Annotated in this window: 15 protein-coding genes; 7 read left to right on the top strand and 8 right to left on the bottom strand. The window is 38.1% G+C overall.

Going from position 1 to position 23,499, the window contains the following annotated elements:
* Positions 1-23: 23 nt before the first annotated feature.
* The 6 genes from BUC21_RS02520 to BUC21_RS02495 all read left to right on the top strand — a co-directional run bounded on the left by BUC21_RS02520 (position 24) and on the right by BUC21_RS02495 (position 7,836).
* Positions 24-1,295, top strand: a complete 1,272-nt coding sequence (locus BUC21_RS02520; protein ID WP_073398948.1) for a rhamnogalacturonan acetylesterase — start codon at positions 24-26, stop codon at positions 1,293-1,295.
* Positions 1,296-1,316: 21 nt separating this feature from the next.
* Complete coding sequence (locus BUC21_RS02515; protein WP_073398947.1) at positions 1,317-2,786, top strand: glycoside hydrolase family 28 protein; 1,470 nt, start codon at positions 1,317-1,319, stop codon at positions 2,784-2,786.
* Entirely contained in the window at positions 2,779-3,546 is a 768-nt protein-coding gene (locus BUC21_RS02510; protein WP_083547565.1) for a DUF4450 domain-containing protein, read from the top strand. Before BUC21_RS02515 ends, BUC21_RS02510 begins: the two co-directional genes overlap by 8 nt.
* Positions 3,543-4,970 (top strand): rhamnogalacturonidase, encoded by a 1,428-nt coding sequence (locus tag BUC21_RS02505; RefSeq protein ID WP_073398946.1) that lies wholly within the window; start codon positions 3,543-3,545, stop codon positions 4,968-4,970. Before BUC21_RS02510 ends, BUC21_RS02505 begins: the two co-directional genes overlap by 4 nt.
* A 127-nt stretch (positions 4,971-5,097) precedes the next feature.
* Positions 5,098-7,023 carry an NAD(+) synthase gene (locus BUC21_RS02500; RefSeq protein ID WP_073398945.1) on the top strand — a complete coding sequence of 642 codons (1,926 nt, stop codon included), beginning with the start codon at positions 5,098-5,100 and terminating at the stop codon, positions 7,021-7,023.
* Between the two features lie 219 nt (positions 7,024-7,242).
* Positions 7,243-7,836 carry an RNA polymerase sigma factor gene (locus tag BUC21_RS02495; RefSeq protein ID WP_073398944.1) on the top strand — a complete coding sequence of 198 codons (594 nt, stop codon included), beginning with the start codon at positions 7,243-7,245 and terminating at the stop codon, positions 7,834-7,836.
* A gap of 143 nt (positions 7,837-7,979) precedes the next feature.
* Here the strand turns inward: BUC21_RS02495 and BUC21_RS02490 are convergent, their stop codons facing one another.
* The 5 genes from BUC21_RS02490 to BUC21_RS02470 form a co-directional block, all read right to left on the bottom strand.
* Positions 7,980-10,010: a kojibiose hydrolase gene (locus BUC21_RS02490; RefSeq protein ID WP_073399191.1), complete on the bottom strand. Its 2,031-nt coding sequence runs from the start codon at positions 10,008-10,010 to the stop codon at positions 7,980-7,982.
* A 7-nt stretch (positions 10,011-10,017) separates the two neighbouring features.
* Positions 10,018-11,709, bottom strand: a complete 1,692-nt coding sequence (locus BUC21_RS02485; protein WP_073398943.1) for an alpha-amylase family glycosyl hydrolase — start codon at positions 11,707-11,709, stop codon at positions 10,018-10,020.
* An 85-nt stretch (positions 11,710-11,794) separates the two neighbouring features.
* Complete coding sequence (locus tag BUC21_RS02480) at positions 11,795-13,360, bottom strand: RagB/SusD family nutrient uptake outer membrane protein (RefSeq protein WP_073398942.1); 1,566 nt, start codon at positions 13,358-13,360, stop codon at positions 11,795-11,797.
* A 20-nt stretch (positions 13,361-13,380) separates the two neighbouring features.
* Entirely contained in the window at positions 13,381-16,689 is a 3,309-nt protein-coding gene (locus BUC21_RS02475; protein ID WP_073398941.1) for a TonB-dependent receptor, read from the bottom strand.
* A 118-nt stretch (positions 16,690-16,807) separates the two neighbouring features.
* Positions 16,808-17,917 (bottom strand): FecR family protein, encoded by a 1,110-nt coding sequence (locus BUC21_RS02470; protein ID WP_175550462.1) that lies wholly within the window; start codon positions 17,915-17,917, stop codon positions 16,808-16,810.
* A 491-nt stretch (positions 17,918-18,408) separates the two neighbouring features.
* On the opposite strand from BUC21_RS02470, the gene BUC21_RS02465 reads away from it, so the two are divergent.
* The gene (locus tag BUC21_RS02465) at positions 18,409-18,732 is read left to right on the top strand and encodes a hypothetical protein (RefSeq protein ID WP_073398939.1); all 324 of its coding nucleotides are present in this window, start codon (positions 18,409-18,411) and stop codon (positions 18,730-18,732) included.
* On the opposite strand, the gene hutI is transcribed toward BUC21_RS02465, so the two are convergent.
* Genes hutI through BUC21_RS02450 form a run of 3 tightly spaced genes read right to left on the bottom strand, consistent with a single transcriptional unit; the run spans position 18,729 to position 23,487 of the window.
* On the bottom strand, positions 18,729-19,973 hold the full coding sequence (gene hutI / locus BUC21_RS02460; RefSeq protein WP_073398938.1) for an imidazolonepropionase: 1,245 nt from the start codon (positions 19,971-19,973) through the stop codon (positions 18,729-18,731). The two genes, BUC21_RS02465 and hutI, sit on opposite strands and share 4 nt — an antisense overlap.
* The gene (hutH, locus tag BUC21_RS02455; protein ID WP_073398937.1) at positions 19,970-21,469 is read right to left on the bottom strand and encodes a histidine ammonia-lyase; all 1,500 of its coding nucleotides are present in this window, start codon (positions 21,467-21,469) and stop codon (positions 19,970-19,972) included. Before hutH ends, hutI begins: the two co-directional genes overlap by 4 nt.
* Before the next feature lie 2 nt (positions 21,470-21,471).
* Positions 21,472-23,487, bottom strand: a complete 2,016-nt coding sequence (locus BUC21_RS02450; protein WP_073399189.1) for a urocanate hydratase — start codon at positions 23,485-23,487, stop codon at positions 21,472-21,474.
* Positions 23,488-23,499 lie beyond the last annotated feature (12 nt).

Raw genomic sequence — 23,499 nt, 5'->3', positions numbered from 1 at the left:
ATAATAGATTAATAAAAAATAACATGAAACTTAAGTTACTAGCTACCACTTTGCTAATAAGCACTTTTTGTGCAGCACAAAAGGTAGAATATAAGTTTGACTTTGAACAAGGAAAAACCTTAAAAGGGTATACCGCTATCACTTCTAAGGATAGATTTTCTGCTGAAAAAGGTTATGGGTATGATTTGCAACCTTCTTCTGCAGGAGAAAATAAACCGTTCTATTTTTCGGTTCAGGTTCCTGATGGAAACTATAAAGTAACCGTTAAAATAGGTTCTGCAAATAAAGCCGGAATAACAACCGTAAGAGGAGAATCACGCCGTCTTTTTATTGAGAATCTTCCCACAAAAAAAGGCGAAAGTATTGAAGAAACTTTTATTATCAATAAGCGCAATACTAAAATAAGCGAGAACGAATTTGTACAGATTAAAGCGCGAGAGAAGAAGAAACTTAACTGGGATGATAAACTAACTTTGGAATTTAATGGTGATGCACCTCTTTTAGAGACACTTACTATTGAAAAAGTAAATAACGTTCCAACAATATTCCTTTGTGGAAACTCTACCGTAGTAGATCAGGACAATGAACCTTGGGCTAGCTGGGGGCAAATGATTCCACGGTTCTTTGACAAACATGTATGCTTTGCTAATTATGCAGAATCTGGCGAATCGGCCAATACATTTATCTCTGCTGGAAGATTAGCCAAAGCACTTACACAAATGAAAGCAGGTGACTATATATTTATGGAATTTGGTCACAACGATCAGAAGCAAAAAGGTCCGGGTAAAGGTCCATACCTTTCATTCACATCAAGTCTTCGCACATTCATACAGGAAGCAAAAGTAAGAGGAGCACATCCAGTTCTGGTTACTCCTACTCAACGAAGAAGCTTTAATGAAGAAGGTAAAATCATGGATACTCATGGAGAATATCCAAATGCAATGAAAAAATTAGCTATTGAAGAAAATATACCATTAATTGATCTCAACGCCACAACACGAACACTTTATGAAACATGGGGAATAGAGCCATCTAAAAATGCATTTGTACATTATCCGGCAAACACTTACCCAGGACAAACACAGCCTTTAGCAGACAACACACACTTTAATCCTTACGGGGCATACGAAATATCCAAATGCATTATCGAAGGAATGAAAGCCAACAAATTGGATATCGTAAAGTATCTAAGAAAAGATTACAAGCCATTTAATCCAAAACAGCCGGATAGCCTTGCCTCTTTTCACTGGAACCAAAGCCCCTTTACTGAAGTTGAGAAACCAGACGGAAACTAAAATATAACAACGAAATAAAATATGAAAAAAAGCTTACTTATATATCTATTCACAATTTTAACAACCGGATGTGTAGCTCAAAATAAAACAATTCCTTCCATTAACTGGACTGGGGAAAAAGTGAAACATAAGCTTTCTTGGGCTTTAGATGTAGGAGCAAAAACATTCCCGGCTGGTAAAACTTTTAATGTAAAAGATTACCAGGCTATAAACGATGGAAAGACAATGTGTACCAAGCAAATACAAAATGCCATTGATGCATGCAGTCTGGCTGGCGGAGGAACTGTAACCTTTGAACCAGGAAACTATCTGACGGGAGCTCTATTTATAAAAAAAGGAGTTAATTTCTGCATCGGAAAAGGGGTTACTTTAATGGCTAGTACAAACATTAATGATTATCCTGAGTTCAAGACACGAGTTGCCGGCATAGAAATGGTATGGCCATCGGCTGTTATTAATGTAACCGACCAAAAAAATGCGGCTATTTCAGGGGAAGGCAGACTAGATTGTCAAGGAAAGGTGTTCTGGGATAAATATTGGGAGATGCGCAAGGAATACGAAAAAGAAGGACTCCGCTGGATTGTAGATTACGACTGCAAACGGGTAAGAGGTATTTTGATTTCAAATAGTTCGGATATCACTCTGAAGGATATTCATATAATGAGAACCGGATTCTGGGCTGTTCAGGTATTGTATTCTTCATACTGTACCATCAATGGTGTAAATGTAAACAATAATATTGGTGGACACGGACCAAGTACCGATGGCCTTGATATTGATTCTTCTAAAAGGATTCTGATTGAGAATTGCGATATTGACTGTAACGATGACAATATTTGTCTCAAATCGGGAAGAGATGCTGATGGATTACGTGTAAATCGTCCTACTGAATATATAGTAGTTCGTAACTGCACTACCCGTAAAGGAGCTGGATTAATTACTTGTGGAAGTGAAACCTCAGGCTCTATAAGAAATATTCTAGCTTATAATATGAACGCATGCGGAACTACATCTGCTCTTCGTATTAAATCGGCAATGAACAGAGGCGGTACTGTAGAGAATATTTATATGACAGATGTTAAAGCTGACAGTGTAGGTAGTGTCTTAGCAGTCGATTTAAACTGGAATCCGAGCTATAGCTATTCTACCTTACCAGAAAAATATGTAGGGAAAGAGATTCCCGAGCATTGGAAAACAATGCTTACTCAAGTAGTTCCTGCTGAAAAAGGTTATCCACATTTTAAAAATGTCTATTTTTGGAATGTAAAAGCTAAGAACTCAAAACAATTTATCACAGCAATTGGATGGAATAAAAAATTGAGGCTAGAAAACTTTTACCTTAACAATATCAAAGCTGATGTTGGCAATGCTGGAAAAATAACTTTTACTAATAATTTCAATTTGCGAAATATACGTTTAAAAGTTGCAGATAAAAGTAAAATAGAACTTAAAGAGAATATAAACCTTAAGAGTAATATTCAATATGAGTAAACTTAAAAAAGTATTTTTTGTATTGCTTACTCTCTTTGCTGGCATTCACGCTTATGCCGGTGGAGAGAGTAAGTTTTCTTATGTACTGAGCGGTACACAAACAGCACCTCGGATACTGGCATGTAAAACTCCTGAATTTTCTTTTCATTTTCCGCAAATGGCGGGAAACTTCAAACTAGGACTCATTGCTGGTCAGAAAAGTCTTTGGGGTAACGAACTAAAAAGTGTGAAGCTAAAAAAAGAGGAAAACAAGCTGATTTACACTTTGGAAGATAATCTATTGAAAGATGGAAAAGTAATTGTCCGTGTTGCCAAACTAACAGATAGCGACGGATTCGTTATGGAAGTTGAAGGACTAAATTTACCAGATGGTATAGATTTATTCTGGAGTTTTGGAGGTTGTTATGCAAAGGTGCTTCCCAATAAAGCAGAAAGTGATCTAAAACCTGAATATTGTAAAGACAATGTATTTAGTGTAGAAGGTAGTGCATTCACCGTTTATTACGATGAAAGTCTTAATCTGAAAGTTGTTCAGGCTGTTGTTCCTGAAAACTCTGATATCAGACTATCTGATGCACATAAGCAGACTTCCCCACTTGTATTTCATGAATCTGGTAAGAAAACAGATGCTCCTGCCCTAACTGGCACCAGCAAACTGATAAACGGTAAACTCTATTTCTGTTTTTATCTTCAGAATGCAAAGGCCGATTACAACAGCTTTATTATACCCGAACTCTTTAAAAAAGAATTTAAGCTATGAAACAGATTAAAATATATTTCCTGTTCGCACTCTTTATGATAGCAGGATCCTTCCAGCTTCAAGCTAAGATTTACAATGTAAAAGATTTCGGTGCTAAAGCAGACGGAAAAACAATTGATTCTCCTTCCATCAACCAAGCTATAGAGAATGCTTCTAATGAAGGAGGAGGAACGGTATATATACCTTCGGGCGAATATGCCTGTTATTCTATCCGTTTAAAAAGTCATATCACTATTTTTCTGGAATCAGGGGCTCGTATCGTAGCAGCTTTTCCAACTAAAGATCAGGGATATGATGTCGCTGAGCCAAATGAATTCTACAAATATCAGGATTTCGGCCACAGTCATTGGAAAAATTCTCTTATGTGGGGCATCGGATTGGAAGATATTACCATTTGCGGTTCGGGACTTATTTACGGTAAAGGATTGTCTCGTGAAGAAAGCCGCCTGCCTGGTGCCGGAAATAAAGCCATCAGTCTGAAAAACTGCAGGAATGTAATTATCAAAGATATTTCTATGTTGCATTGCGGACACTTTGCCCTGCTTGCTACCGGCGTAGATAATCTTAGTGTACTAAACCTGAAAGTAGATACCAACCGAGATGGATTCGATATTGATTGTTGCAAAAACGTACGTATTACAGATTGCACTGTAAACTCTCCATGGGATGATGCAATTGTATTGAAAGCTTCTTATGCTTTAGGATACTTCAGAGATACAGAAAACGTAACCATTACCGGTTGTCTGGTTTCCGGCTTTGATCAGGGAACAGCTATGAACGCTACCTACGAAAGATATGAGCCACAAGCCCCCGATCATGCTTATGTTTGTGGAAGAATAAAGCTCGGCACAGAGTCAAGTGGCGGATTTAAGAACATCGCAATAGCCAACTGCGTATTCGACCGTTGCAGAGGTTTGGCTATAGAAACAGTTGATGGAGGTCATCTGGAAGATATTGTTGTTAGTAATATCACTATGCGGGATATTGTTAATTCTCCAATATTTCTTCGTCTTGGAGGACGAATGAGAAGTCCGGAAGGAACACCTAAAGGAAGTATGAAAAGAGTACGTATCAGCAATATTAATGTATACAATGCAGATTCTCAGTATTCATCCATCATAAGTGGAATTCCAGGAAGTATTATAGAAGATGTTACGCTGAGTGACATACATATCTACCATAAGGGTGGATTTACTGCAGAAGATGGAAAGATTGTTCCTCCCGAACAGATAAAAGTTTATCCGGATCCGTTAATGTTTGGAACAATACCAGCCAAGGGATTCTACATCCGTCATGCAAAGAATGTAACATTCAACAATATTGATTTCCACTACGATAAACCAGACGGAAGACCATTGTTTGTTACCGATGATGCAGAGATGATAGAATACAATAGAATTACTGTTGATGGGGTAAAATACTAATCACAAGTCCACTTTTCCTTAAAATAGGATTGAATAATCCGGTTAAATAAATTAAGTTGTTTATTTAACCGGATTATCTTTTTATTCACTACTTTTGTACTATCAATTCAGATTAATAAAGGAAAAAATGAACTACGGATTTGTTAAAGTGGCCGCAGCAGTGCCACCGGTAAAAGTAGCCGATTGCCAGTATAATGCTGAACAAATTGAGAAAATGATAAATGAGGCCGATGAAAAAGGCGTTCAGATTATTGCTTTCCCGGAACTATGTATCACCGGATATACGTGTGCCGACCTGTTTGCACAGCAACTTCTGTTAGAAAAAGCAGAAATGGGATTGGTACAAGTAATGAATAATACCCGCCAACTTGATATTATTTGTATAGTAGGAATGCCGGTAATAACCAATACAATCCTTATAAATGCTGCAGTTGTATTTCAAGGAGGAAAGATTCTTGGTGTGGTTCCAAAAACTTACTTACCCAACTATAAAGAATTTTACGAACAACGTTGGTTCACTTCGGCCAGAGATGTAATTGACAAAACAGTGCGCCTCTGTGGTCAGTTGGTACCTGTTAGTTCAAACTTACTATTCGATACTCCAGATTGTTGTTTCGGTGTAGAGATATGTGAAGACCTGTGGTCTGTAATTCCTCCCAGTTCTAAACTGGCATTAAAGGGTGCAGAGATTCTTATTAATCTTTCTGCCGATAATGAAGGTATTGCCAAACATAATTATGTTCGATCACTTATCAGTCAGCAGTCTGCGCGCTGCATTGCCGCATATATATTCTCTTCCTGCGGATTCGGAGAATCAACGACTGATGTAGTATTTGCCGGAAACGGATTAATATATGAAAACGGTACTCTACTTGCAGAATCCAAGCGATTCAGCCTGGAAGAACAAATGGTTATTTCAGAAATAGATGTGGAACGTTTACGCACAGAAAGACGTATTAACACAACCTTCTCTGCAAATAGTGGTGATTATAAGGATGCAGAAGCTATTCATGTTACTACCGAACTAACAAACAGCCGACCTTTAAGTCTTAGTCGTAAAATAGATCCTCTTCCTTTTGTACCTACTGGCAGAACTCTTAATGAAAGATGCGAAGAGATCTTTGAGATACAGGTTTCCGGTCTGGCTAAACGCATTGTTCACACACATTCAAAAACAGCAGTTTTAGGTATTTCCGGAGGATTGGATTCCACACTAGCCTTACTTGTATGCGTAAAGACTTTTGATAAACTGGGACTTTCACGTAAAGGTATCTTGGGAATTACCATGCCTGGATTCGGAACAACCGACCGTACTTATAACAATGCTATCAACCTGATGAAAGAATTAGGAGTTAGTATTCGCGAAATAGATATAAAGGCTGCGTGTATTCAACATTTCAAAGACATTGACCATGATATAAACGTGCACGATGTTACTTATGAAAATTCTCAAGCCAGAGAACGTACACAAATCCTTATGGATGTAGCAAACCAAACAGGCGGTATGGTTATTGGTACCGGCGACCTTTCAGAGCTTGCTTTGGGATGGGCTACCTATAACGGAGATCACATGTCCATGTATGGCGTTAATGTTAGTATACCCAAAACGCTGGTTAAACATTTGGTTGACTGGGTAAGCCAAAATGAAGTTGAAGAAGATGCTGCTATAATCCTGACAGATATTGTAGCCACTCCTATTAGCCCGGAACTTATACCTGCAGACGAGGATGGAAATATCCTGCAAAAAACAGAAGATTTAGTAGGTCCATACGAGCTTCACGACTTCTTCCTTTATTACACGATGCGTTTTGGCTTCCGTCCAGCTAAAATATACTATCTGGCAAACATTGCTTTTGCAGGATCGTATGATAAAGAAACCATCAAGAAATGGCTACACACTTTCTTCCGCCGCTTCTTTAACCAGCAGTTCAAACGTTCGTGCTTGCCTGATGGTCCTAAAGTAGGAAGTATATCTATCAGTCCTCGTGGTGACTGGCGTATGCCAAGTGATGCAAGTTCGGCTTTATGGCTTAAAGAAATCGAAGAATTGTAATCTGACATTACCTTTGTAATAATTATCCCAGTCTCTCAGCTGGATTAAATATTAGTTCGGGAATTGTGAGTTTTATATTCACAATTCCCGAACTTTTTATATTTTCCTATTTTTTGCAATCGTTCTATCTTCTATTTTTCAGGTATAAAAAAATATTCTTGTATTTATCATTTATAATAGTTAATATTGCGAATAATTGACCTAAGAATAACAAATCAAATGCATATATACAATTCAGAAAGTGATATCTGGAAATCTTTTTTATCTGGAAACGAGAAAGCATTTTCTACTCTGTACTATATGTATGCGGATGTTCTATTTTCATACGGCTATAAAATAGTAAATGACAGGGAAATTGTAAAAGATGCTATTCAGGAACTATTTATAAAGCTATACAATAACAAAGAGAATCTTAGTGAAACGGAGCATGTTAAGTTCTATCTCTTCAAGGCTTTGAGAAACAGGCTAATTTCAAAATTAGAATCTCGAACACTTATTTCTTTAGATGCCGATAACGATGATTTACTTTTCGAAATAGAAATAGCTTCAACAGAAGATGATGATGATCCTGAAGAGATCTTTTCGGAAGATCAGAAAAAAGAGCTTTCCCGCGCCATGAAGACCTTGACCTCACGACAACGGGAAGCTATTTACCTTAGGTATATCCGGGAAATATCTATTGAAGACATCGCTGCTATGTTAAATATGAATTATCAGTCAGCACGTAATCTAATTCATCGCTCTATCCAGAAATTAAGAAAAGAACTTCTAACTGCAATCTTTATACTACTACATAGCTATTTAAATAGCTGATTCAAGCGCCAATCTTACCTAAACGTTTTTACCATCATATTCATTGGTGAATGGATTTTATTTATTGAGCAATAGTTCTCTGTCCATTGAGGAATAAATAAAATCCATTGGCGAATAAAATTGCTATCTAATCAGGCATTATATTATTTCACAACAAAAGTCTTTTTCTCCAATCCAATACCTTTCATTGTTAATGACTTCCAATGGCCAGGCAATGAACCTTTCTTCTGAACAATACCTGCAGGAGTAATCTCTAAACCGCCAAATCCCATCATAACTGTTTGCAGAATTCCTCCTGCTCCAGTAATGAAATAAGGATTAGTTCCTCCTTTTGTTTCAGCTATTACACGGAAAGGAGGATTCAGATTTGGAACATAAGCATCCTTAAAGAAGTGATAAGCCTTCTCTTTATTACCCAATCTTGCATAAAGAAGAGAGAAAATAGCCTGCGTCATAGCCGGAGTATCCTTTTCCGGTACACGCACTTCATAGTATTCTAAATCCTTTTTAATTTGTGGAGGTGACTGAATAATTCCCAACGGATAAGCAAGTAAGTTCACGTCTGCCTGTTTTATACCTTCTCCATTGTAAGTCTTATGTTCTTTTGTTACTCCGTTGTCAAACTTATGAATAACAAGATTTTTTGCGACTTCCAGCCACTGACTCTTGACTTTTTCCTGGAGAATACCAGCTGCATTAGCAGCTACTTCAAGATTTATCTGCGCCACTCCATTGGTAAATGCATCATTATCCACATTTTCGGCCCATTCATCTGCTGCTACAACATTACGGATTTCATATTTGCCCTGCTCGTTCTTCTCTACACGATCCAGCCAAAAATCTGCTGTAGCTCTGATAATTGGGAATCCCTTTTCTTTTAGCCATTCTTTATCCTTTGTTACCAAATAGTAATTCCATGCAGCCAAAGCCACACATCCGGAAATATGATGTTCAAATGTTCCGGAAAGAGCCCAGACCGGAGTCTCTTCAAAGCCGGAATCTGAACTTTCCCAAGGATACATAGCTCCACGGAATCCGTGCTCGAATGCATTCTTCTTAGCAGCCTCCAGTCTATAAAAACGATAATCAACAAAAGAACGGGCCATTTCCGGATGAAGTAATAACAAAGCAGGAAACATCCATGTATCTGCATCCCAGAAAATATGTCCGTTATATCCTAAACCCGACAATCCCATCGGAGAAATAGAAAGAGCCGATCCCTCTCTAACAAAAGAATAGAGATGATACATCATATTGTGAATATCCTGTTGAGCTACCGGATCTCCCTCAATTACAATATCACTTTCCCAAAGTTTATTCCACGCTTCCCGATGCTTATTCAACAATCGGTCATTACCTTCCAGGCGAGCAAAGATTGTAAGTCGTTCAACTTCATTCAATGGATCCGGATGATAAGCCGAAGTAATAGTTGAACCCACTAGTGAAAAATGATATTTTACACCAGCCTTAAGCTCTTTGGTAAACTTCATGGAATGATTGTTACAATTAGGTGTAGAATGAATTATTTGTGGTTCTTCTCCCCTTTTTTCCGGAAAAATAAAGGACGATGAAGCACATATATTCAACTTCCCTGTAGGACTATAGGCTGAAGATGTAAGCAAGGCTATACTTACATGTTTGCGATTAATCTGATTATAGAAATTCTTCGAATCCCGAAAAGCCTCTGGTGTTTCAAGTATATTAGCAGCAGTAATAGTAATATCTTTCAATGGAGTAATCGTAACATCCAGCATAGCCGAAAAAGGAAGTTGTCTTATAGCCAGATATGAATATTCAACTTTTGCTTCATCTTTGAACATAAAAGAAGAAGTCTGAATACCCTGCTTCATGTCCAGTACTTGTTTAAACTGAGTTATATTATTGCTATTTACACTATTTCCATTTATAGACAATTGCATATTAAGCATGTTGAATCCATTCAGAAAGTTACTGACTCTTCCACGCCCATAGATATCATAACTACCTGCTAGTATAACACTTGAAACCTTTAAAGGCTGTGGAGAAGATACTAATCCAAGCATGCCATTGGCCACAGTAACTCCATAATAATTATCCGGCTGTATATTATCAGCTTCAACTATCCATGGATTTTGAGCATGCAGTTGTGAGACACATAACAATACAGCAATTATTAAAAAACTAATTCTATTCATATACAGTTTAATATATCTGAAAAATTCCATAAGAAAGAGGTTCTGCTGAGATTTTCAGTTGTTTGTTTTTATAATCAATTATTTTGTGTTTTGAACTATTCAAAACTGGAAAAACTTTCTGTACAACTCTGTCATAATCCAAAGATACAGATACGTCCTTTCCTGACGGATTAATTACAATTATAAAAGCTTCTTTGCCTAATCTGCGTTCATAAATTAACGGATATTGATTATCTTTAGACTGCAAAAATTTTATTTCACCACGATTCCCTAGTGCTGCATATTTACCACGCAATGCAATTAGTTCTTTGGTAAATAATAGAAGCGATGAAGGATCCTTTTTTTCCTGTTCAACAGTAGGTCTACTTGCAGAAGGGTCTATAGGTAGATAAAGCGAACTATTATTTCCCGATGAAAATCCTGCATTATCTGAACTATCCCATTGCATAGGAGTACGAGAACCAGCACGATTTCCTTTCGTCAGCTGACTTCCTTCCTTATTGGGTAATCCATCAATAAAACGCATTCCAATCTCATCGCCATAATAAACCAGAGGAATACCCGGCAGATTCATCAGAAAAGTCATCACTGTTTTTAATTGAGGAACAGTATTCCTTTCGCCGCAACAAGGACGTTGAAAATCATGATTTGCAGTAGGTATACAAATATATCCATCATTACCTGCAGCACAAAGTTGAGTAGTAAGATTCTTAATAAAGAAATCGGGAGAACCATTTCCTTTAATATCAAAATAGCAAGTATCTCGCCTGTAGGTCCCTGTTTTATTAAAAAACATCGTATCGTATCCGCTGTTTCTCAAATGAATTATAAAATCCATCATAAATCCAACCTTTATGGCCTGTTGCGGTTTACCCCACTCTGCAAGAAGTATTCCTTCGGGAAATTTATCCTGGAAATGAGTTCTTATCTCAGCCCAAAGATTTGTTGTTTCTTTTAAATCAGGATCCTTTTTAACCAATGAACCGGCCATATCAACTCTGAATCCATCACAGCCCATTTCCATCCAGTAATCCATAATATTCATCAGTTCCTTTCGGGTACTTTGAGGTCCTTCTGCCGTAACAGGCTCTTCCCAGGGACATTTAGGATCTGGTTGTCCGTATCCGTAATTCAAAGCTGGCTGGCAATCAAAGAAGTTCTTCATATAAGTTCCGTTTCTTTCAAACTTGCCAGATACAAATTTTTCAGGTTTAATAGTCGAATCATTTGTCCATATATAACGATCAGAATAAGCATTCTTTTCATTCTTCTGAGAAGCCTTAAACCAGGATGATTCAATAGAAGTATGTCCAGCCACTAAATCAAGGCAAACCTTCATTTTACGTTTATGAGCTTCATCAAACAAGCGCTTTAAATCATCATTCGTGCCATATCGATGGGCAACCTTATAAAAATTAATCACATCATATCCTGCATCCTGAAAAGCCGATTCAAAGCATGGATTAAGCCAGATAACATTACAACCTAGCCACTTCACATAATCAAGCTTTTCAATAATTCCTTGAATATCACCTATTCCATCTCCATTGGTATCCTTGAAACTTTGCGGATAAATCTGATAAAACACAGCGGTTTTCATCCATTGAGGAAGAGGTTTAAAATCTGCAGCTCTGACGACAGTAGTGAAACAGCTCAATAAAAGAAAGATACTTATTATCGATTTTGTTATTCTTATCATTAGTACACAATTTATAAATAGTTAAGTAAAAAAGACCTCATCCTTTTTTACCGAATGAGGCCTTTTTATATGAATGGTTAGGTTATTAGAGAGCTTCGCTATACCCTGGATTCTGAGTCAGTTCCGGATTAGCTTCAAGAGCCGACAATGGAATTGGCAACAGAATTTTATAAGTAGGTGTTTCAAGTTTCTGATAGCGACTATTGCAATATTTGCCAAAACGGACAAGATCATTACGACGTGAAGGACCATCCCAGTAAAACTCATAAGCTCTTTCATTCATAATCTTAGCAAGAGAAAGTTCCGAAGCTGAGTAAGTCTTTACGTTTCGTTTACTCCTAACAGCGTTGATATCATTTACAGCCGTAGCATCACCCTTACGGAATTTAGCTTCTGCTCTCATCAGATAAACATCTGCAAGACGATAATATTGAAAATCATTTTCACTACTGCTGGCATAGGTTGAAGTTGGGTCGGGGGCATATTTAATAACTCGTGCTCCCTGAGCCTCTGATGAATTCTGAACACTAAATTCTGGTGTAAAAATCAAAGGCAAACCAGTACGGGTTTTCAAAGCAGTACCATCAGGTCCATATTGCTGTCCCACAAGAATACCCAAATTAAATCCAACCTGACTCTTCAATCTTGAGTCCTGATAACGAGGATCAGTTACATCCCAAATACTCAGGAAGTCGGGAGTAGTACAACAACCATTCCACATATTCTTAAAGCTACCAAATGTCTGATTATAATGCAAAGTGATATTCAGCCATGGAATACCGCCAAGTCCCACAGAACTATTATAAGGAATTGGTAATATTGATTCTGTCTGATCTGAATAAGTCTCGTTCTTTGCAAGATAAAGTTTCCAGAAATCATCAGCCAAAGTATACTTACCCGAGCCAATAATATCATCACACAAAGAAATCACTTCATCCCATTTTGCAGTACCATCACTGAACGTTGGTGCAGTACCGGTATATACCTGATAATTGAGGTAAACCTTTGCAAGCAACATCTGGGCAGCTGCTTTAGTTACTCGTCCGTAAGGCACATCTCCTTTCTGTTTTAAAACCGGAATAACATCATTCAATTCAGCAATCAATCTTTCCAACGCTTTCGGGCGATCTAATATCTGTGGAGATTTTGAGTAATCAAGCTCCTCATATTCTCTGAATGGGAAATGACCAAAACAATCCATCAAATGATACATGCAAAGAGCTCTTACAAATTTAGCCTCAGCCATATATCCTTTAATCTCATCTGTCTGTTCCAGTTTTGATAAATACTGCATGGCTATATTACACTTGGTAATTCCCAGCATAAAACTATTCCATGTATTTTTAATATAACCATTTTTACTGTCATAATCATGTGTAAAAAGGGTACGATAATCAGCATTATTCCAGTCGGTACCACGAGTAGGAAAAACCATTTCATCGGTTAAACTTTCCATAACCAACCACACTCCTGAGCGACTTTGTAAATCTCGCAGGTATGCGTAAGCCGGTGCTATAAGCATCTGTGCATTTTCGCTGTCAGATACAATTGTAGAACCATCCTGTTCATTCAAAATTTCCTCTTTCAAGTCTGTACAAGAGGTTGCCATCAACATCAAAGCCGAGGCGAATATTATACTAATTCGTTTCATAATTATTCAATTGATAAAGGTTAGAAATCCATTGTAACACCTAGAGTAAAGCTTCTCGCCATTGGATAAGTAGTCCATCCAATACCTAAAGAAGGAACACCATTAGAAGCATGAGCAGCATTTACTTCAGGATCATATCCTGAATAACCAGTAAGTACAAACAGATTATTGGCTGTAGCATATACTCTTAAATTAGAAATCCATTTACTATTTTTCATATTGAATGTATATCCCAAATTAGCACTTGCCAACCGCAGATAAGAACCATCCTCTATGTATCGGCTGGAGTAGTCTAATACATTATCTAAAGATTCTGGCAAAGTGGTTGCATGAACTGTTGTATTGAAACCTTTAGAAAAGAGACTTAACTGATCAATCACATTAGCCAAGTTATTATAAATATCATTACCAACAACGCCATTAAAGAATAGACTCAGGTCAAAACGCTTCCATGAGAAACTGGTATTGAAATTGAAAGTAAAATCAGGTTGTGCATTTCCAATGCATTTTTCTACTTTATTACCATTTTCATCCAATTCATATAAACTTTTTCCGTTTTCATCAAATCCAAGGAAATTATATCCCCAGAAAGTTCCGATAGGATAACCGCTTTTGATAATCTGAGAAGAAAATCCGGTGATACCAGGTCCACTTGGACTACCTGTAGTGATATAAGACATAGGAAGATCTTTCACTTTGTTTTTAATGGTTGAGAAGTTACCACCCAAGGTCCAGTTAAAATCTTTATTAGCAAGAAGAACTCCATTTAATCCTATTTCAAGACCTTTATTTTCGATTTTCATATTCGGTACATTCGACCATACCTTTGTTGTTGGAGCTGGTGAAACAGAATAAACTTCAAGTAGTACATCTTTAGTTGTTTTAGAAAACACATCGATAGTTCCACTCAAGCGACCTTTCAATACAGAGAAATCAGCTCCAAGGTCAACTTGTTCAGTCTTCTCCCATTTAAGATTTGGATTAGGTGTACGAGTCAATGTGATACCTGGAACAACTGTTGATCCACCATTCAGGATAGCGCCACTGGTACTACCCAAAAGCATTTGAGATATCTTATTCGGAATTTCCTGATTACCAGTAATACCCCAGCTTAATCTTAGTTTCAGATTCTCGAAAACATTCAGTTTCTTAATAAAATTCTCTTCACTCATTCTCCATGCAAGTGCAGCAGATGGGAAATAACCATATTTATTATTTTCTCCAAACTTAGTAGAACCATCGGCACGGAAGTTTACTGTTAGCAAATACTTGTCAAGTAATCCATAATTCACACGTCCAAAGAACGACTGAAGTTCATTAACAGTAATTCCAGAAGTACTGGTTACCTGTTTGTTCTTACCATAAGACAGGTCATACAGATAATCAATATTATCGACAGTAAATCCGGTTTCAGACATACCATAATAATAGTTGCGGAATTTTTGATAAGAATGTCCTCCTAATAAATTGAAAGAGTGCTTCTTTGCCAGATTAAAATTATAGGTCAGATAATTTTCTATCAGGAAGTTTCCAGCTTCAACATTATTTATATCGGCAGTACCGTTATCAGTCAGATAAATCAACGACTTATCCTGAGTTACTTTACGTGTAGCCTTTGTCTGATCTAAAGCCACATTCATTTTGTATTTAAGATCTTTCAAAATAGTCAAAGTTCCGGTTACATTAGCCAGAATACGATCTGTCTGCGTTTTATCATTAGTAAGATTAAGCATAGCCACCGGGTTACGCACATCTTTACTCTTCTGATAATAAGAGCCATCAGTATTGTATACAGGATAAGTGGGGTTTAACTTTAATGCAGAGAGTAAAAGGTCGCCTTCGTAGCCACCAGTTTCACCAATAGGTGCACGTTGGTCCAGGTTTCTACTAGCCATCAAACTCGCTTCAATCAACAAACGGTCATTAAATGTTTTCTGACTAGCAGAAAAACGCCCGGTGTACTTTTCCATTCCCGTTCTTTTAATAATACCTTCCTGATCCTGATAACCTAATGAAGCGCGGTAGTTACCACTTTTACCTCCACCACTTATGGAGAGATTATGGTTAGAAGAAACAGCAGTACGGAAAATCTCATCCTGCCAGTTAGTGCTTGCTCCGCCATCTTCAATTGAAGTCAACCCCTTTTCCGCTGCAAATGAACGAAATTGGGCTGCAGAAAGAACCGGATATTGTTCAGGCAAGCTAGATACACTTACGTATCCCGAATAAGAAACTTTAGCAGCACCTTCTTTTCCTTTTTTAGTTGTTACAATAATAACACCATTGGCACCGCGAGCACCATAGATAGCAGTAGCCGAAGCATCTTTCAGTACATCAATAGATTCAATATCATCCGGATTCAGGAAGTTCAAAGGGTTTTTCTTACTAGTATCACCAACACCGGAAATACTAGCTCCGCTTGGTTGTTGATCATCAGATACATTCAAAGGAACACCATCCACTACATAAAGAGGATCTTGTCCCGAACGGATTGAGTTCGATCCACGAACACGAACTGTAGCACCACCTCCAGGCTCACCACCATTGTTGGTAATATTAACACCAGCAACTCTACCCTGAATCAATTGAGAAGGTGCAGTTACCAATCCCACATTGAAATCTTTTGATTTTAGTGTAGACACCGATCCGGTAAGATCATTCTTCTTCACCGTACCGTAACCCACCACTACTACTTCATTCAGATTTTCAGCCTCACTTATCATCTTTACATTAAGCATCTTCTGAGCCTGAAGTTCCATTTTTGTAAACCCTATATAACTAAAAACCAATCTAGTATTCTGTCCCGGTACGCTCAAAGAGTATTTACCATCAATATCAGTAATAGTACCCTGTGATGTACCCTTAACAAGAATACTTACACCAATCAATGGCTCTCCAGTTTCATCGGTTATTTTACCATTTACAGTAAAAGCCCCGCTTTGTTTTTGGCTATTTTTATTATTCTTATTGAAAACAACAATCTGATGATCGGAAATTTCATAATCAACAGTAGTACCTTTCAATAAACGATCAAGTACAGTACGGATAGGTTCATCTTTAGCTTCAACAGAAACTTTCTGATTCAGATTAACCGTTTCGCTGTTATAAATAAAAACGAACTTACTTTTCTTCTCAATTTCAAGAAAAGCTTCTTTAATAGTCTTGTTCTTTATTGAAATAGTTATGTTGTCACCAAGCGTGACATTAACAGACTCTCTTGCCTGAACTTCGGCAGTATTTACTACAAGGGAACAGGCAATTAAGCTTATTAAAAGTAGATTATTAAAAATAATATGCTTATAATTGCATAAATAATTAAGATGTTTCATTCTTAAAAGATTTTGGTTAGTTCAATAATTCCATTATTACAATCAAAGTCCGGGCTGAGAGATACTGCGAATATCTCTCAGCTTTTTTTTGTGTTTTTACTTTTTTCTCATATTAGTTTTATTTAGGGTTAACATTCATTTTTATTGTTTTCTTCAGTGTGTCTATCGTAATTTGGTTAGGTGCAATTTTTTCCAGCATTTTAAGAAGATCATCCAATGGAACGCTTATATCTAATTTTCCAGACACTTTTATCTTACTCATATCCTGTGCATTATAGAATAGGTTCGTATCATAATGCTTACACACTTTCTCAAGAACAACAGATAGAGGTTCTTTATCCAGAACTAATAAATCTTCTTTCCAGCAAATATCATTGTACGGATCAATATTATTCAGCGTATTTTTCTGTTCTGATTTATCAAATGTATATTTCTGATTAGGTAGCATAGTAACGGTTTCACCTGAGGATGCTGAAACTTTCACTCGTCCACGAACCAATACAACCGATTGAATATTTCTTTCAGGAAAAGCGGAAACATTGAACGATGTACCCAACACACTGACATCAATATCCTGAGTTTTCACATTAAACTGTTTTTGAGGATTCTTCGTAACATCTAGAAAAGCTTCTCCTTCCAAATAAACTTCTCTCGTTTTTTCATTATAAGCAATTGGAAATACCATTTTGGTGTGTTCTCTCACAGTTATAGTAGTCTTATCCGCTAATATTATTCTAGCTTTATTTCCTTGTGGAACAGCTATCTGCAAGAACGGATTTTCCTTAGAATCAGGAACTGATATATTAAACGAATTTCCATCTCTGTTTACTATTTTTAGTTGTCCTTTCTCACTATTGCAATAAACTTCGGCTTGCCTATCCAGTTCAATCACCTGTTTGCCTATATAAAGACAAGATGTATGTAATGTATCGATATTAATATTTGCTGTAATTTCCTTGTAAATATCTGCTTTCCCAACTGTAAGGCGGTATATTCCCCAACCACCAACAACTAAAATCAGAATAGAGGCAGCAATACTTAGAGTACGAACAATGAAGCGCTGCTTTTTACCTATAGTCTTTCCTGAAATATTTCTCCAAATATGATCTTTCTCCTCAGCCGACAGTACACTATCATTCTTTTTAATAAGCTGAATGATATCATTCGAAGAAGTTTGTTCAAAACCTCTTTTTTTTGTACTCCTATTATTTTCTTCTTTTTTATGCATTTTATCCACCTTTAGCATGGTTGTTTACTAGTAATACACCCCATATTTTCGCTTGTACTCAATTTTAATAGAAAAAAATGCAAAAAAAAACATTTAGAGCAGACATTAGCAGGCAAATAATGTTAAAAACAGATCAAAATACACACTAACATTTTTTCAATAATGCTTTTTGTTTTTAAGTTTCAGGAGTATTCCCAATAAACAAATACAAGCAATTCATTGTTAAATATTTATTGAGTAAAGTAAATAAATGTTTAATATTCAATAATCGATTTTATTTGCAAGAATATTTATCAATAAAGCTTATTGATGTTTCAAAAATAAAGTATAATTTTGTAATCTCTTAAAATAAAAAAAATATTAATAATATTTAGAGTGCTATTTACGCTATTATTCTAATTATCAGATTTTATAAAAACAGAATATTATTTCTCCATGAATCGCTTTGTTAACGAATCGGGAACATTTATGTAAGTAAATAAGTTCAAGATATGAAATTCATAACAAAACTCTTATTTATACTGAACATCGCCATTTGGATTGGAGCAGGTGCGGCTTGTTGGGTGCTTACAGGAAGTACTCTTGGAAGTGTTATATTGATAGGATTTGTTGCTTTTCTTATTGCCTGGGCTATTAGTGACGAAGCCATCATTGTTTCGTGCGATGATTTCATGAATCCCGAATGGCGTATTTTCACCAGAAGAATTTTCTGGGCTACCAGTGCTTCACTTATATGTATGGGAATCTTTATATTTGTATGCGTGGCTATGGATATATTTAACATGAGAGAATTTCTGAATATGAAATCATCTTAGAAACAAACTACTTTTCCACCAAGAATTACAGAATCTATCAAATCAGAGGTATAGGCATACGGTAAATAGTAGATTGATGGTATTTCTTTTGTGATAAGTACATTTGCCCGTTTCCCAATACAGATAGAACCATGCGTATCGTTAAGCCCCATTGCATAAGCACTATTAATTGTGGCGGCATTGATTGCCTCTTCAGGAGTTAGCTTCATTTTGATTGTTGCCAATGAAAGAATAAACTTCATGTTACCCGATGGCGATGAACCCGGATTATAATCGGAAGCAAGAGCAATAGGTAATCCACTATCTATCATCTTTCGGGCAGGTGCATAGTTCATTCCCAGGAAGAAGGCCGCACCGGGTAGTAAAGTTGGCATAGTGCTGCTATCTTTCAGGACTTCAATCTCAGCATCACCGGTAAACTCCAGATGATCGACCGACAATGCATTATGCTTCACTCCTATCTGTATGCCACCAGAAAGAGCCAATTCATTGGCATGTATCTTTGAACGCATACCATATCTGGCACCGGCTTCCATAATTCGTTCGGTTTCTTCACAAGTAAAGAAACCTTTATCGCAGAAAGAGTCTACAAAATCTGCCAATCCCTCACTTGCCACGGCAGGAATCATTTCGTTCACTATTAAATCTACGTAGGCAGATTGACTGCCTTTATAAGCTGTAGGTACGGCATGAGCTCCCAGAAAAGTAGCACGAATAGTAAGAGGTGTAGTTTCACGAAGTCGTTTGATTACACGCAACATCTTAAGCTCATCTTCTGTATTTAGTCCATATCCGCTCTTTATCTCGGCAGCACCGGTTCCTATTCGGATCATCTCATTAACCCGGACAAGAGCCTCAGCATAAAGCTGATCTTCAGTTGCCTCGTGAAGCTGTTTGGCAGAATTAAGTATACCACCTCCACGCCTGGCAATTTCCTCGTAAGATAATCCGTTTATCTTGTCAATAAACTCCTGTTCCCTGCTGCCGGCATAAACTATATGTGTATGAGAATCGCAGAATGCAGGTAACACAAACTTCCCAGTTGCATCTATAACCTTATCAGCTATGAGACTTGATGAGAGTGACAACATTTCTCCAAAAGCAGAAATGCGTTCATCTTCCATCAACAAATAAGCATCTTTGATACTAGGCAGAAAAGCCATATCTTTACCACAAACCATTGAACATGGAGTGTCTTCAACCTGATAGAGTTCGCGTATGTTTATTATTAATAGCTTCATGCTTTAAATAGCTTTTCTTGCTTTAGAAAATCCACACTAACCTGAATATGGGTATACATCACGCAATCGTTCTCAACAAATGGTACTACCTTACGGTATTCAGAACAAATATTTTCCAGAAAAGGAGACGTTCTTAATGGGCGACGGAAATCCAAAGCCTGCACTGCATTGTACATTTCAATAGCCAGTACCCGTTCTGTATTCTCCATCACTTTATAACATTTTGTAGCCGCATTAGCTCCCATACTCACATGATCTTCCTGACCATTGGACGACTCAATGGAATCTACCGATGCGGGAGTACATAACTGCTTACTTTGACTTACAATAGAAGCGGCAGCATACTGAGGAATCATAAACCCACTATTCAATCCAGGATTACCAGCCAGAGAGACCGGAAGATCACGTTTGCCGGCAATAAGCCGATAGATTCGTTGAGAAGAGATACTGCCAAGTTCAGCCACACCAATAGCCAGATAATCGAGAGCTACAGCCAATGGTTCACCGTGGAAGTTACCTGCCGAGATAATCAAATCTTCATCCGGAACAATGGTTGGATTATCGGTAGCAGAGTTTATCTCAGTTGTAAACACGCTTTCCACAAAAGCAATGGTATCCTTGGATGCCCCGTGAACTTGTGGCACGCACCGGAAGGAATAAGGATCCTGAACATGTACCTTCTTGCGTGAAATAATCTCGCTGCCGTCAAGCAGTTCTCGAATACGACGAGCCGTTTCAATCTGTCCTTTGTGCGGACGAATGGCATGAACCGCAGGATGGAAAGGCTCAATACGTCCATCGAAAGCATCAATTGAAAGAGCAGCCGTAACATCTGATACAGCCGATAATCTCTTTGCATTCATAATACACCAACAGCCATAAGCTCCCATAAATTGTGTTCCATTCAGCAAAGCCAGTCCCTCTTTAGATTGCAGCGTGATAGGTTTCCATCCAAACTTCTGGTTTACCACTTGAGCAGCCACATCTTTGCCTTTATAATTTACCTCTCCCAAATTCAGAATAGGCAAACATAAATGAGCCAGTGGCACCAAATCGCCCGATGCTCCTAACGACCCCTGCTGATAAACAACCGGATAGACACCGTTATTATAAAAGTCAACTAACCGTTGCACCGTTTCCAGCTGTACACCTGAATAGCCATAAGAAAGCGATTGAATTTTAAGGATTAGCATCAGCTTCACAATTTCATTTGGTACACGATCGCCAACACCGCAGGCATGAGACATCACCAGATTACGCTGAAGAATGGAAAGTTGTTCATTACTCACACTAATATCACAAAAACACCCAAAGCCTGTAGATACACCATAGATTGGTTCGTCTTGAGTCTTTATTTTATCATCCAGATACCTGCGACATTTTAGAATCAAAGCTTTCGATTCGTCTGACAATTCCAGTTTATATCCATTCTCTATGATTTGTTGCAATCTGTCAATTGACAGGTGCGCTGTGCTTATTTTATGTATTTTTGCCATAGTTATTTATGTTTTAGTGCTGCTTTGATAAGATTCTCATCAGCTATATTAGGTAAAGTAACCACCAGTTGCGGAGTACGCTCCATTTCTCTGCGGACTGCATCCATTGCTCCCTGATTACGAGCCCAGCTACGACGAGCCAGTCCATTATTTACGTCCCACAAGAGCATGGATTTCAAACGACGATCTGCATCAGCCGAGCCATCAATCATCATACCGAAGCCACCATTGATAACCTCTCCCCAGCCTACTCCTCCACCGTTGTGAATTGAAACCCAGGTTGCACCGCGGAAAGAATCGCCGATTACATTCTGCACTGCCATATCTGCAGTAAATGAAGAGCCATCGTAAATATTGGAAGTTTCACGAAAAGGCGAATCAGTACCCGATACATCGTGATGGTCACGTCCCAGTACTACCGGGGCAGAGATCTCACCAAGCCTTATTGCTTCATTGAATGCTCTGGCCACTTCAATACGCCCCATGGAATCAAGATAAAGAATACGTGCCTGGGAACCAACTACCAGATTATTTTTTCCTGCCTCTTTTATCCAATGCAGGTTATCTTCCAGTTGAGACCTGATATCAGCAGGGGCAGTCTGAAGAATCTTCTCAAGCACTTCGGCAGCAATCCTATCAGTTACAACAAGGTCGTTCGGATCACCCGAGGTACACACCCAACGGAAAGGTCCGAAACCATAATCAAAGAAAAGCGGACCCATAATATCCTGTACATAAGAAGGATAACGGAAAGTACCATCAGCCTTCATCACATCAGCTCCCGCACGGGATGCTTCCAGTAGAAAGGCATTTCCATAATCAAAGAAGTACATACCGGCAGCAGTAAGTTTATTGATAGCTGCAGCATGTCGCCGCAAAGTACAGCGAACCTTTGCCTGAAACTTATCAGGTTCTTCGGCCATCATGCGGTTAGCCTCAACAAAATCAATATCTACCGGATAATAACCACCTGCCCAGGGATTATGCAAGGAAGTCTGGTCGGAACCAAGATCTACATACATCTCTTCCGTAGCCAACCGTTCCCATAAATCGACCACATTTCCCTGATAAGCAATAGATACCACTTCGTTTGTATCAACCGCCTTGCGGATACGGGGCATTAATATATCTAAATCAGTAAACACTTCGTCTACCCAACCTTGTGAATAACGAACAGCCACCGCTTTAGGATTAATTTCAGCAATAACAGAAACAACTCCGGCAATATTTCCGGCCTTCGGTTGTGCACCCGACATTCCCCCTAAACCCGAGGAAACAAACAATACACCTTTTCTGGATGGATGTTTGGCGCGTTGCATTCGTTTGGCATTCAGCACAGTGATGGTTGTACCGTGCACGATACCTTGCGGACCAATGTACATATACGATCCAGCAGTCATCTGTCCATATTGAGATACACCCAAAGCATTAAACTTCTCCCAATGGTCTTTTGATGAGTAATTAGGTATCACCATACCATTGGTTACCACCACTCGCGGGGCATCCTTGTGAGAAGGGAACAATCCCATCGGATGACCGGAATACATCACCAAAGTCTGCTCATCTGTCATAGTAGCCAAATACTTCATGGTAAGAAGATATTGTGCCCAGTTTTGAAAAACCGCACCATTGCCGCCATAAGTTATAAGTTCACGCGGATGCTGAGCTACTGCATCATCCAGGTTATTACTCAACATCAGCATAATAGCTGCAGCTTGTTTCGACTTATATGGATAATCTTCTATGTGGCGGGCAAATATTTTATAATCGGGACGAAAACGATACATGTATATACGACCATACTTTGCCAGTTCGTCGGCAAATTCAGGAGCCAGTATCGAATGAAATTTAGCTGGAAAATAGCGAAGTGCATTCTTCAAGGCAAGCTCCTTTTCACAGTCAGTTAAAATATCCTTTCGTTTGGGAGCATGATTAACAGCAGGTTCGTAAGGTTTGGCTTCGGGTAGCATATCAGGGATACCAGCCAGGATTAATCGGCGAAATTCCTCTTTACTGATTTCTTCCATAGC

The organism is Bacteroides luti (assembly GCF_900128905.1).
GTDB lineage: Bacteria > Bacteroidota > Bacteroidia > Bacteroidales > Bacteroidaceae > Bacteroides > Bacteroides luti.
The sequence above is the reverse complement of the archived record's forward strand: the minus strand, read 5'-3'. Positions and strand labels throughout refer to the sequence as shown.

Coding starts and splice junctions, on each gene's coding strand:
- BUC21_RS02510 (WP_083547565.1), top strand. CDS start 2,779: ATGAGTAAACTTAAAAAAGTATTTTTTGTATTGCTTACTCTCTTTGCT.
- BUC21_RS02470 (WP_175550462.1), bottom strand. CDS start 17,917: ATGCATAAAAAAGAAGAAAATAATAGGAGTACAAAAAAAAGAGGTTTT.
- BUC21_RS02475 (WP_073398941.1), bottom strand. CDS start 16,689: ATGAAACATCTTAATTATTTATGCAATTATAAGCATATTATTTTTAAT.
- BUC21_RS02500 (WP_073398945.1), top strand. CDS start 5,098: ATGAACTACGGATTTGTTAAAGTGGCCGCAGCAGTGCCACCGGTAAAA.
- BUC21_RS02515 (WP_073398947.1), top strand. CDS start 1,317: ATGAAAAAAAGCTTACTTATATATCTATTCACAATTTTAACAACCGGA.
- hutI (WP_073398938.1), bottom strand. CDS start 19,973: ATGAAGCTATTAATAATAAACATACGCGAACTCTATCAGGTTGAAGAC.
- BUC21_RS02520 (WP_073398948.1), top strand. CDS start 24: ATGAAACTTAAGTTACTAGCTACCACTTTGCTAATAAGCACTTTTTGT.
- BUC21_RS02505 (WP_073398946.1), top strand. CDS start 3,543: ATGAAACAGATTAAAATATATTTCCTGTTCGCACTCTTTATGATAGCA.
- BUC21_RS02465 (WP_073398939.1), top strand. CDS start 18,409: ATGAAATTCATAACAAAACTCTTATTTATACTGAACATCGCCATTTGG.
- BUC21_RS02490 (WP_073399191.1), bottom strand. CDS start 10,010: ATGAATAGAATTAGTTTTTTAATAATTGCTGTATTGTTATGTGTCTCA.
- BUC21_RS02485 (WP_073398943.1), bottom strand. CDS start 11,709: ATGATAAGAATAACAAAATCGATAATAAGTATCTTTCTTTTATTGAGC.
- BUC21_RS02480 (WP_073398942.1), bottom strand. CDS start 13,360: ATGAAACGAATTAGTATAATATTCGCCTCGGCTTTGATGTTGATGGCA.
- BUC21_RS02495 (WP_073398944.1), top strand. CDS start 7,243: ATGCATATATACAATTCAGAAAGTGATATCTGGAAATCTTTTTTATCT.
- hutH (WP_073398937.1), bottom strand. CDS start 21,469: ATGGCAAAAATACATAAAATAAGCACAGCGCACCTGTCAATTGACAGA.